The organism is Ligilactobacillus saerimneri DSM 16049, from assembly GCF_000423265.1.
Lineage (GTDB): Bacteria > Bacillota > Bacilli > Lactobacillales > Lactobacillaceae > Ligilactobacillus > Ligilactobacillus saerimneri.
Genome location: NZ_AUHQ01000018.1, coordinates 15,403 through 27,697 on the forward strand (window position 1 = coordinate 15,403; position 12,295 = coordinate 27,697).

Annotated in this window: 10 protein-coding genes and 1 tRNA gene; all 11 read right to left on the minus strand. The window is 42.9% G+C overall.

Annotated features, from left to right (window positions below):
* Positions 1-7 precede the first annotated feature (7 nt).
* The gene (gene rnr / locus G541_RS0105820) at positions 8-2,404 is read right to left on the minus strand and encodes a ribonuclease R (protein WP_027826830.1); all 2,397 of its coding nucleotides are present in this window, start codon (positions 2,402-2,404) and stop codon (positions 8-10) included.
* Between the two features lie 101 nt (positions 2,405-2,505).
* Positions 2,506-2,742 (minus strand): preprotein translocase subunit SecG, encoded by a 237-nt coding sequence (gene secG / locus G541_RS0105825; protein WP_009553115.1) that lies wholly within the window; start codon positions 2,740-2,742, stop codon positions 2,506-2,508.
* A gap of 95 nt (positions 2,743-2,837) precedes the next feature.
* Complete coding sequence (locus G541_RS0105830) at positions 2,838-4,415, minus strand: ClC family H(+)/Cl(-) exchange transporter (RefSeq protein WP_027826831.1); 1,578 nt, start codon at positions 4,413-4,415, stop codon at positions 2,838-2,840.
* Positions 4,416-4,509: 94 nt separating this feature from the next.
* The gene (eno, locus tag G541_RS0105835) at positions 4,510-5,835 is read right to left on the minus strand and encodes a phosphopyruvate hydratase (RefSeq protein ID WP_009553119.1); all 1,326 of its coding nucleotides are present in this window, start codon (positions 5,833-5,835) and stop codon (positions 4,510-4,512) included.
* 100 nt (positions 5,836-5,935) lie between these two features.
* Positions 5,936-6,691 carry a triose-phosphate isomerase gene (gene tpiA, locus G541_RS0105840; protein ID WP_027826832.1) on the minus strand — a complete coding sequence of 252 codons (756 nt, stop codon included), beginning with the start codon at positions 6,689-6,691 and terminating at the stop codon, positions 5,936-5,938.
* A gap of 48 nt (positions 6,692-6,739) precedes the next feature.
* Positions 6,740-7,945, minus strand: a complete 1,206-nt coding sequence (locus tag G541_RS0105845) for a phosphoglycerate kinase (protein ID WP_009553124.1) — start codon at positions 7,943-7,945, stop codon at positions 6,740-6,742.
* Positions 7,946-8,047: 102 nt separating this feature from the next.
* Positions 8,048-9,064, minus strand: coding sequence for a type I glyceraldehyde-3-phosphate dehydrogenase (gene gap, locus G541_RS0105850; protein WP_009553126.1), 1,017 nt, complete (start codon positions 9,062-9,064; stop codon positions 8,048-8,050).
* A gap of 61 nt (positions 9,065-9,125) precedes the next feature.
* Positions 9,126-10,151 (minus strand): sugar-binding transcriptional regulator, encoded by a 1,026-nt coding sequence (locus tag G541_RS0105855; protein WP_009553128.1) that lies wholly within the window; start codon positions 10,149-10,151, stop codon positions 9,126-9,128.
* A 266-nt stretch (positions 10,152-10,417) separates the two neighbouring features.
* Positions 10,418-11,005, minus strand: coding sequence for an ATP-dependent Clp endopeptidase proteolytic subunit ClpP (gene clpP / locus G541_RS0105860; RefSeq protein ID WP_009553130.1), 588 nt, complete (start codon positions 11,003-11,005; stop codon positions 10,418-10,420).
* Positions 11,006-11,204: 199 nt separating this feature from the next.
* Positions 11,205-11,276: transfer RNA gene (locus G541_RS0105865), tRNA-Arg, on the minus strand.
* A 77-nt stretch (positions 11,277-11,353) separates the two neighbouring features.
* Positions 11,354-12,292, minus strand: a complete 939-nt coding sequence (gene whiA / locus G541_RS0105870) for a DNA-binding protein WhiA (RefSeq protein ID WP_009553133.1) — start codon at positions 12,290-12,292, stop codon at positions 11,354-11,356.
* Positions 12,293-12,295: the final 3 nt, after the last annotated feature.

Consider the following 12,295-nt stretch of genomic DNA (forward strand, 5'->3'; position numbering starts at 1 on the left):
TGTTTTTTTAATACTTTCGTTTCTTAAAGTTCCGGTGGTGACGGTTTTTATTGTTGCCCCGGTGTTCCCGCTTATCGTGTCGGTCGTATTTCTTCTTGAAGCCACCTTTGAAGTTTTTACCCTTCTTGTCATCAAACTTCCGCTTATGGAAATGCTTATTGCCCTCCATCCGCTCGCGATCCCGTTCCGGAATTTCATCCTTGAACCGTTCTAAAAGATCACTGGTTGGCATTTCTTTGGCATTAACTAGCTTGAAGTTAATTTCTTTTTGCTCAACATTTACCGCAATCAGCTTTACTTTGATTGGTTGACCAATTCTAAAGGTCCGTTTATACCGCCGCCCCACTAACGCCATTTGCTTTTCTAAGAAGATATAGTAGTCATCCCCTAATTCACTAATATGAATCAGACCTTCAACCGTATTTGGAAGTTGCACGAACATTCCAAACTTAGTCACGGAACTAACAATTGCTTCAAAGACTTCACCGACACGGTCAGACATGTACTCAGCCTTCTTGGTAGCATCGGTATCTCGTTCAGCATCAATTGCTCGCCGTTCCATTTCGGAACTGTGGGTAGCAATTTCCGGTAACTTATTGATAAATTCTGCTTGAGCATCCTTTTCAATACCGTTTTCGCGGTAGTACCGAGCCATCCGGTGAACCATCAAGTCCGGATACCGCCGAATTGGTGAGGTAAAGTGGGTATAGTCAACCGCAGCTAACCCAAAGTGGCCCAGTGGCTGGTCAGAATACTTGGCTTGTTGCATTGAGCGTAGCATTAACGTCGAAATCATCGGTTCCTCTGGCTTGCCGGCAACCTTCTTGAGAATTTGTTGCAAAACTTTAGGTTCCAAGTCTGCAATCTTACCATGAACTTCAATCCCAAAGGAAGCCAATACTTCGTAAAACGACTTAATCTTTTCATCCTTTGGTTTTTCGTGGATCCGGTACAAGAATGGTACGTGCAGGTCGTTAAAATGCTTAGCAACTGTTTCATTGGCTGCTAACATAAACGATTCAACCATTCGTTCACTCGTTCCCCGTTCCCGGAGTTGGATATCTACTGGGTGCCCTTGCTCGTCAACAATAATCTTAGCTTCAGTATCCTCAAATTCGATTGCGCCCCGCTTTTTACGCATCTTGAGTAAGATTTTGTGCAAAGCCTTCATATCTTGGAACATTGGTACTAAGTCCGCATACCGTTCTTTCAGCTTAGCATCATCTGATTCCAAAATCTTGTTAATAGCAACGTAAGTCATCCGTTCCGTAGACTTGATTACACTAGGGAAAATTTCATGAGCGACAACTTCCCCTTGGGGAGTAATTTCCATCTCACATGTCATTGCCAACCGCTCTACATGGGGATTCAGTGAACAGATCCCATTGGATAACTTTGGTGGGAGCATCGGAATTACCCGGTCGGTCAAATAAACCGACGTTCCTCGTTCAAAGGCTTCGCGATCTAAAGGTGTTCCAGGCGTTACGTAGTGGGATACATCCGCAATGTGAACGCCAAGGTGGTAATTACCATTAGGCAGTTGCCATACGTTGACCGCATCATCCAAATCTTTGGATTCAATACTATCAATTGTAACTAATTTTTGGTCGGTTAAATCCCGCCGTCCTTCTTTTTCCGCAGGTGTTACTTCATCAGGAATATCTTTGATTTGTTCCAAAACATCTTCAGGAAAGGCAGTTGGAATGTTGTGTTGGTAAACAATTTCCAAAATATCCATTCCTGGGTCGTTGACGTTCCCAATGGTCTTAATCGCAACTACCTTGATAATCCCCGGCAAATGAGGGTCTGGATAGGCTGAAATATCAGCCAAAATTACTTCTCCTGGTACTGGGTGAAGTCCAGTGTCTTCCACCATGAAGCGATACATTGACAGCTTCTTGTCTTTGATGTGCATTGTTCCCAAAATTCCTTTAGGAAGCTGTTCTTCATCATTGACTTCAAACGCCCCTACCACTTGGGTCAAAGCGTGTTCCTTGATCGCTGTCACTTTACCTTCTGGGCGAATTCCTTTTTCAGGATCACCTGGCGTTACCATCTCAACTTCAACAGTATCGCCATTGAGGGCCGACTTGGTTTGGGTCGGATTGATAAAGAAATCTTGTTCTTCCGGATCAATAGTAACAAAACCAAAACCCCGGTCATTTGCATGAAAGACCCCTTCAAACTTAGGCTTAGTCTTATCTTCAGCCAGAGTGAAAGCACCATTTTGGTTCAAAGTAATTTTATGTTCATGTTCAAGGTCAGCCAGTGCCTTGACGACAAACTTAAACTGGCCCGCCTTAGTCATTTGTAGCTCGTCCACTAATTGTTGTACGGTAAATTCATCCGTTGCCGATGCCATGAAGCGTGACATCAGGTCGACTTTTAACTGTTCTTTTTCCATTAAATTCCTCGCTTATCTCAGTAATGTTATTATTTCGACTTTTTCAATAAAAAAACCTCCTGTATATCACATGCAGAAGGTTAAATTCCAATAGGTTAAAGTTAATGTGCTGAAATATATTCCAGTATCAGTGCGAGTACGAAGAATAACACTCCTAATACTGTAGTAACTTTTTGCATAAAGGCTTCAAACCCACGTGGCTTTTGTTTACTAAACAATTCTGAGGTGCCACCAGTCAGCGAACCGGCCGCATTATCCGTTTTAGCCGGCTGCATCAACACCGCAATAATGATCAATACAGAAACGACCAAAAGTAATGTTAAGAGTGTATTATGCACTAAAGCACCCTCCTTACTCTACTCTTCAATATACATTATCTGATTTTAGCATAATTAACTTGCTTTTTCCAATGTGACTAACTAATTTTTCATTGCTACTTGCCAGCTATTGGTTCTGCTTCTTTGCGTTCAGCTAAAGCAGAAATTTGACGTTTTACTTCTGCCCGAACATGGTGCTTGGTCAAAACGACTAAAGTATCACCACACCGCATAACAGTATCCCCATGCGGCAGCGATTCACTTTCACCGCGCATAATTGAAATTAAAAGACAGTTTTTAGGCCATGGGATATCGCGAACTTGTTTATCCTGCAAGTATGACCCAGCAAAAACAGGAATCTCTAAGCGATCTTGGTAGTCACCCGGAACATATTCTGTATCCGACCGCAAAAGTACCTTGAGCATGGCTTCATAAATCGGTGCCCCCCGCAGTAAATCAACTACTGTGTACGCAATTAACGACACCACTGCCAATGGCATCAGGTGTTGGAGTGAGCCAACCATTTCAGTAATCAACAGGATAGCTGTAAATGGAGCCTTCCCGATACAAGCAAAGTACCCGGCCATGGCATAGATAATAAAGTCAACTACCAGGGCAGAAGAAGTTAGCCCCAAAGCAACCATTCCTTGTCCAAAACAAGCACCAATTACTGCCCCTAAGGACAAGATGGGCAAGAAAATCCCACCTGGTAGTCCTGTTCCATAGGACATGACTGAAAAAAGTAACCGTAAAACAAAGATTCCAGCCAAAAATACGACGCTCGCCGGCAGGTCACGCAGCCCTGTGATCAAAGCATTTCCCCCACCTAATGTTACAGGATACCAATACGCAATAGGAATTAGTAACAACAAGGGAATAAATGAAACATAATTCATGTTAATTCCCGGAATGCGACGATAAAATTTCCCAGCGTTGAGGGTTAGGTACTGGTAAACCAAGCCCAACAGACCCAAGACAATCCCCAAAAGAATCAGTTGCCAATAATCTTTGACTGGAAAAGCCGAACTAGGATCCAGTAAAAGCACTGATTTCAGGCCAAAAATTGTCATAGAAACATAGTTAGCTGAAACTGAAGCCGCTAAAGCAGTTGTCCACACCAATGGCGAGAAATTGTGATAAACTTCCTCAACAATAAACAGACTCGAAGCAATCGGAGCATTAAAAGCTGCCGACAACCCGGCTGCTGCTCCCCCAGCGATCAGTACCCGACGACTTGAGCCCCGCTTTTTCATTGTTTCAGCAACCCCTTGGCCGATCGCAGCCCCCAACTGAATTGAGGGACCTTCCCGTCCTAAAAAGAGGCCTGAGCCAATACCAAGGACGCCCCCAATCCATTTTTTCCACAAAACTGGCCACCACAGCATTTCTAGGTCGCCCGCTAATTGTCCTTCAACTTGGGGAATCCCAGATCCCTTGATATGGGGGGTGGTCTTGATCAGATAACCATTTACCAGGCAAATTACCAGAGCAACTGGTAACCACAATAATAATAGCCATGGATTGCTATGGGTTAATTGAAAAAAAGATTTAACCGCCAATAAGAGGTGCTCAATCGCTAACCGAAAGAGACTCACTACCAAGCCTACTAACAATCCAACCAAGAGTCCTTTAATAATGTACAAAAAACGTGTTGTATTTAATGTCCTTTTGGGTACAAAAGCTTTTGCTTTCATGGTGAAACTACTCCCTAAATTAATATGTACAGAAAAACAAGAGGCAGCAAAAGCAGCCTCTTGTTTTATTATAACCTATCTTAAATAAGATTGATTACTTGTTGATGATGTCTTGACGAGCTTGTTCGCTCAAGTTGTAGAATGAGTGGATACCCTTGTATTCTGCAACATCAGCAGTCAATTGATCTTCAATCCGCATTAATTGGTTGTACTTAGCAAGACGGTCAGTCCGGCTCATAGAACCAGTCTTGATTTGGCCGGCGTTAGTAGCAACAACCAAGTCAGCGATTGTAGTATCTTCAGTTTCACCAGAACGGTGGGAAACGATAGCAGTGTAGCCAGCTTCCTTAGCCATTTCGATAGCTTCCATAGTTTCAGTCAAAGTACCGATTTGGTTAACCTTGATTAAGATAGAGTTGGCAGCACCCATCTTGATACCCTTACGTAAGTATTCAGTGTTTGTAACGAAGAAGTCGTCACCAACTAATTGAACCTTCTTACCAAGTTCAGAAGTGATAGTTGTCCAGTCATCCCAGTTGTTTTCATCGATAGGATCTTCGATGGAGATGATTGGGTACTTAGCAACTAAACCTTCAAGGTACTTGATGAATTCTTCAGTAGTGAATTCTTCACCAGTTGACCAACGTAACTTGTACTTCTTGGAGTCGTTGTCCCAAAGTTCGGAAGAAGCAACGTCAACTGCGATGGCAATGTCCTTACCTGGCTTGTAGCCAGCAGCTTCAATAGCGTTGATCAAGTATTCAAGTGGTTCTTCGTTGTTAGCAAAGTCAGGAGCAAAACCACCTTCGTCACCAACAGAAGTTACCTTGCCGTCAGCAGCCAGCAACTTTTGTAAGTTGTGGAAAGTTTCTGAACCCATCCGAACAGCTTCTTTGATGGAGTTAGCACCAACAGGCATAATCATGAATTCTTGGAAGTCAACCTTGTTATCAGAGTGAGCACCACCGTTGATAACGTTCATCATTGGAGTTGGTAAAACGTGAGCGTTGAAACCACCAATGTAGTTGTACAGAGGTACACGTAATTCATCAGCAGCTGCGCGAGCAACAGCGATTGATACAGCCAGGATTGCGTTTGCACCTAACTTACCCTTGTTTGGAGTACCGTCCAAAGCAATCATAGCCTTGTCGATTGCAACTTGGTCAGTAACTTCCATGCCGATGATTTCCTTAGCGATAACATCGTTAACGTTAGCAACAGCCTTCAAAACGCCCTTGCCCATGTAACGAGACTTGTCACCGTCACGTAATTCAACAGCTTCGTGTTCACCAGTAGAAGCACCAGAAGGCACAATTCCACGGCCAAAGCCACCTAATTCGGTGTAAACTTCAGCTTCAACTGTTGGGTTACCACGTGAATCTAAGACTTCGCGTGCATAAATTTCTGTAATTGCAGACATGTAATTCTCTCCTTTGAGTTTTAAATCTGTTTGAGAAAACTTTTCCCAAGCTCATTTTATAAGTTTTTTTACTTAGTTTCAATGAAAATCCGTTAAAGAATTAGTCGTTGAAATGTGCTAATTGTAAGAATGATTCTGGTTGTAAGGAAGCACCACCAACTAAACCACCATCGATGTTTTCCTTAGCCATTAATTCCTTAACGTTAGCTGGCTTGACAGAGCCACCGTATTGAATACGAACATTAGCAGCTGTTTCTTCATCGTATAAGTCAGCAACAGTTGCCCGGATTACGGCACAGATTTCTTCTGCTTGGTCAGCAGTAGCAGTCTTACCAGTTCCGATTGCCCAGATTGGTTCGTAGGCAATTACTAAGCTAGCAACTTGGTCAGCAGAAAGACCCTTCAATGCAGCTTCGATTTGGCCCTTAACCCATTCTTCAGCCTTACCTGCTTCACGAATTTCAAGACTTTCACCACAGCAGATGATTGGTGTCATTTCGTTCTTGAAAATTGCGTGAGCTTTCTTGTTGATGTCTTCATCAGTTTCATGGAAGTAATCACGCCGTTCGGAGTGGCCGATGATAACGTAGTCAACACCCATTTCATGTAAAACCTTAGGTGAAGTTTCACCAGTGAAGGCACCTTCATCTTCAAAGTAGCAGTTTTCAGCGGCAACATGTAATTGTGAACCTTGAGCATTTTCAAGCAATACTGGCAAATCAACAGCTGGTGCAGCAATAACAGTTTCAACAACAGATGATTCTGGTAATTGATCCTTAACGGCTTGCACAAATTCTGCAGTTTGCGTTGGGTTCATGTTCATCTTCCAGTTACCAGCAATAATTGGAGTACGCAAATTAAATACATCCTTTCCCAAATTAAGTGATTTTAATGACCAGTGTGCTTATTTTTCAGAAACAGCAGCAATCCCTGGTAAAGTCTTACCTTCGAGGTAGTTCAAGGAAGCACCACCACCAGTGGAGATGTGAGTCAACTTGTCAGCAACGCCCAATTCCTTAACTGCGGCAGTTGAATCACCACCACCAACGATTGTAGTTGCGTCAGTTAATTCACCCAAGAACTTACCAACTTCCAAAGTACCCTTAGCGAAGTTAGGCATTTCGAAGACACCCATTGGTCCGTTCCAAACAACAGTCTTAGCGTCCTTCAAGACTTCCTTGAATTCTGCAACTGACTTAGGTCCAATATCAAGGGCCATGTAGCCATCAGGAATATCACCTTCAACAACCATGCTATCAGCATCATTGTCAAACTTGTTAGCAACAACGTTGTCAACTGGCAATACTAACTTGTCGCCAGCCTTTTCTAATAAGGACTTAGCTAAGTCGATCTTATCTTCTTCAACCAAGGAGTTACCGATCTTGATACCCTTTGCAGCGTAGAATGTATAAGTCATCCCACCACCGATAATGATCTTGTCAGCTTTGTTGATCAAGTTTTCGATAACACCAATCTTGTCAGAAACCTTAGCCCCACCAAGAATAGCAACGAATGGGTGTACAGGGTTGTCCACAGCTTCACCCAAGAACTTGATTTCCTTTTCCAATAAGAAACCAGCAGCTGCTTGCTTACCTTCCTTTTCCATGTTGGAAGCAATCCCTACGTTAGAAGCGTGGGAACGGTGTGCAGTACCGAAAGCGTCGTTAACGTAAACATCACCCAAGGATGCCCAGTATGCGCCTAATTCTGGATCGTTACCAGATTCCTTCTTGCCATCAAGATCTTCGAAACGTGTGTTTTCAACTAAGAGAACATCACCGTTTTCCATAGCAGCAATAGCATCTTCTAATTGCTTACCACGAGTAGTTGGTACAAAGGTAACCTTCTTGTTTAACAAGTCAGCCAAGTGTTGGGCAACAGGTTTGAGAGTTAATTCCTTCTTGTCTTCTTCAGTCTTGATCCGGCCAAGGTGAGAGAACAAGATTGCCTTGCCACCGTGTTCGATAACGTAGTTGATAGTTGGCAATGCAGCTACCATCCGATTGTCGTCACCAATCACACCGTTCTTAACTGGAACGTTGAAGTCAACACGGATTAAAACTTTTTTACCTTCTAAATCGTGTAAGTCAGAAACAATAAGTTTAGCCATGAATAGCAAACCTCCATTGATTTTTTAAAAGAAAAGGCGAAAGGAGTTATTACCTCCTCCCGCCTCGAGCATTTACAGCATTAGTAATTTGAATAAATCAAATTAGTTGATCATGCTTGCAAACTTTTCTAATGTACGGATCATTTGTGCAGTAAAGCCAGATTCGTTGTCGTACCATGCAACAACCTTAACAACTTGGCTTGCGCCTTCACCCAATACTTGAGTTTGAGTTGGGTCAAAGACAGAACCGTAAGTTGTACCAATGATATCGGATGAAACGATTTCGTCATCGTTGTAGCCGAATGATGCATTGTTTTCAGTGTACTTCTTAACAGCTGCGTTAACTTCTTCAGCAGTAACATCCTTGTCAAGAGTTACAACTAATTCAGTTAATGAACCAGTGATAGTAGGAACACGAAGTGCGTGACCATCTAACTTGCCGTTCAATTCTGGGATAACCAAACCGATAGCCTTAGCAGCACCAGTTGAGTGAGGAATTGTGTTTTGTGCAGCAGCACGTGCGTTACGGAAGTTGTTCTTACGATCTGGACCATCTTGTAACTTTTGAGTTGCAGTGTATGCGTGAACAGTAGTCATAGTACCAGCTTGGATGCCGAATTCCTTGTTAACAGCGTTTGCTAAAGGAGCAAGGCAGTTTGTAGTACATGAAGCAGCTGAAACGATCTTGTCGTCTGCAGTGATAGTGTCATCGTTAACACCGTAAACGATAGTCTTCATTTGACCTGCAGGAGCAGAGATCAATACACGCTTTGCACCAGCGTCTAAGTGTGCTTGTGCCTTTTCTGCAGAAGTGTAGAAACCAGTTGATTCAAGAACTAATTCAACACCATCGTTCTTTACCCAAGGAATGTTGTGGGCATCTGCTTCAGCGTAAACAGGGATTTCCTTACCGTTAACAACAAGTGCGTTTTCAGTTGCGGAAACTTCACCTTCAAATTGACCATGAGCAGTGTCATACTTCAAAAGGTGTGCTAACATTGCTGGAGAAGTCAAGTCGTTGATGGCAACAACTTCGAGATCTTTAGATGTAGCAAAAATACGACGGAATGCTAAACGACCGATACGGCCAAAACCATTAATACCAACTTTAGTAGTCATACTAAAATTTCCTCCTTTAGGAAATGAAAATTTATTTTAAAAAGTAATGTGGTAAGCATTACTAGTTTAAAATCATCCTTGCAGCTCCCTCATCTGTAATCAGACACGTCTGGGGGGGAGCGATTTTAACGTAGGCGGTAATTGCCTTGGCTTTAGAAGCACCACCGGCAACCGCAACTACACAATCCATTGTAGCGAGGTCCTCTAACTGCAACCCTATTCTAGGAATACGATGTACAATTGCACCCTCTTCGTTAAAGAAATAACCGAAAGCTTCACCAACTGCATGCTCGGCTTGCAACTGTGCGATCACTTCAGGGGGCATAGCCCGCCGCTCAGCCATCTTCACTGCTTCGCCAATGCTATGAATAGCTGCATTTGAGTGGCGAATCAAATCGACAACTTGTCGGACGCTTGGCTCGGCAAGTAAGGGTCGATACGTATCCTCGCTCACGTGCTCTGGCACATACAAAGCGCGGTGTAAACTATTGGTCCGCAATGCCATCTGAGCACTAATATTATTTGCCTGGATGTCGATCCGTTCACCGACACCCCCACGAGCAGGAACAAAAGTTAACTGACGGTCAACAGAAAGATCAGCTGTTAGTTGTTTAGCAACCTCAGCCATTGTTGATCCACCCATTACTGCAATAACATTCGTTCCCACGGGCAAAAGGTCTTTAAGTTTATTATTTAATACTTTGCCCATTGCGTCAACTACTTGGAACTGGAGATCACTATCTCCAGGCACAACATAACATTGGCGTAAACCAAGTTTGCGGCACAACTGCCGCTCTAACTGCTGCATCCCTGATAGTTGTTCAATCAATGGGGCCAAACCCCGAACAGTTTCTTTTCCTTTAGCAGTCAAAACCATTCCAGACCTTGTTGATGTAATCAAGTCTTGTTTTCTCAAAAAGTCGGTTTCAGTTCGCAACACACGCTCACTAATGTCTAAGCTCTGAGCGAGCGTCCGCCGGCCAATAGGAGCTGACCAATCAATATTGCGCAGGACATTAAAGCGTTGTTCAATGACATCGACCATATCAGGAGCGATGGCTTTGACCCATTTTAAATCCTGGTTCATAGCAAGTTCCTCTTTCTTATGGGACGTTTTTTGACCATCAGTGCCGTCAAACGACCCAGTGATTCCAAAAAAACAAAGTATAAACATGACTCACAGAATCATCCCCATACCTCGATTACACTTTGAATTATATCAGGTGAATTTTAATTTTGCAAGAAAAGTAAGCGATTTTTCCACACAGACAGAAAAAGCCGTAATGCGCATCACATCACGGCTTCAATGGGATTAAATCCCGAATTAGAATACTTATTTCAATTTAATGTTCGTTATTTACTCTTGTTAACCATCACTTGGTCAATCAAACCATATTCTAAGGCTTGTTGAGCAGTCATAAAGTTGTCCCGATCAGTATCTTCATTGATCTTATCAACTGTTTGTCCTGTGTGTTCAGCCAAAATTTGATTGATTAATTCCCGCGTCTTGAGGATATGTTGAGCCGCAATCTGAATTTCAGTTGATTGCCCTTGAGCCCCACCTAGAGGTTGGTGGATCATGATTTCAGAGTGTGGTAAAGCAAACCGCTTACCCTTGGTCCCAGCGGTTGCTAATACAGATGCCATTGAAGCAGCCATCCCCATTACAATGGTTTGCACATCCGCTTTAACAAAGTTCATAGTGTCATAAATCGCCAAACCAGCAGAAACTGATCCACCTGGTGAGTTGATATACATGTAAATATCTTTTTCAGAATCTTGTGCATCCAAGAAAAGTAACTGGGCGATGATAGCGTTGGCCATATCATCATTGATTTCACCAGATACCATAATGATCCGGTCCTTCAACAACCGTGAATAAATATCATAAGCTCGTTCGCCACGAGAAGATTGTTCAATAACTGTAGGAACTAAGTTCATTCCGTAAACCTCCCTGATAACCTATTTGTGTATAAGTTGAGTTTAGCACTCCTTTGAATATACTGCTAGTTTACTCTTTTGGTCAGTAATGGTCAAATTATATGTTCTGATTAAATCCATATGCAATTATGCTCAACTGTTTGCTCGAGTAGATAAAACAAAAACCACATGGTAATTACCATGTGGCCTCAACAAGTAGTGCGTCCCCGGGGAGTCGAACCCCGATTTCGAGAACCGGAATCTCGCGTGCGATCCATTACACTAAGGACGCAATATCAACATGCAAGTAATACTATACCCCACGAATCATCGTTTGACAAGTAAAATTTTTACATGTTGTTAATTTTTTTATACTCCAGCACCTGAACGTAGCTTTTCCGCATATTCATTGAGCTTCCGTAAGCGGTGGTTAACCCCCGACTTGGAAATAGGTCCCCCAGAAATTAATTCTCCTAATTCTTTAAGGCTGACTTCTGGGTTGGCAATCCGCGCAACAGCAACTGCTTGCAATTTTGGTGGTAAGTGTTCCAACCCCACCGTTTGCTCGATATACCGTATATTAGCTAGTTGCTTATTAGCTGCGTCAGCTACTTTATTCATATTAGCTGTCTCGCAATTCACAATCCGATTTACTGAATTACGCATATCGCGGACAATTCGAATATCTTCAAAGCGTAGCATCGAGTTAGTCGCTCCAATGAGTTGCAAGAAATCAGCAATCTTTTCGGCTTCTTTGAGGTAGGTAATATACCCACTTCGGCGTTCAGTAACCCGGGCGTTTAGGTGGTAGCGGTTGATCATTTCACAAATCATCTGATTATGTTCTTCATACAACGAATAGATTTCCAGGTGGTAACGGCTGGTTTCGGGATTATTTACCGATCCGGCAGCCAAAAATGCCCCCCGCAGGTACGATCGAACCATCGCATCATTTTTCAGTAAGTCAACTGGTACGGTCTTTTTCACTTGAAAACCGGCAAGAATATCCAAATCATTAAGTACATAGTCACTGCCTGACTTTAAACGTACAATATACAGGTTATTCTTTTTAAGCTTCATCTTCCGCCGGACCAGCAACTCACTTTCGACATCGTAAAACTGCTTGAGCAGTTGATAAATACGCCGGGCAATCGCCGGGTTCTCCGTTTGGACATTGAGCACAAAATGATGTTGCACAATGCTGACCGAACCATTCATTCGGATTAAAGCCATCAGTTCCGCCTTAGCATTGTCCATATGAACTTCTAAACGTGTCAGTTCCTTCTTTACGTCACTGGCATAAGACATCCG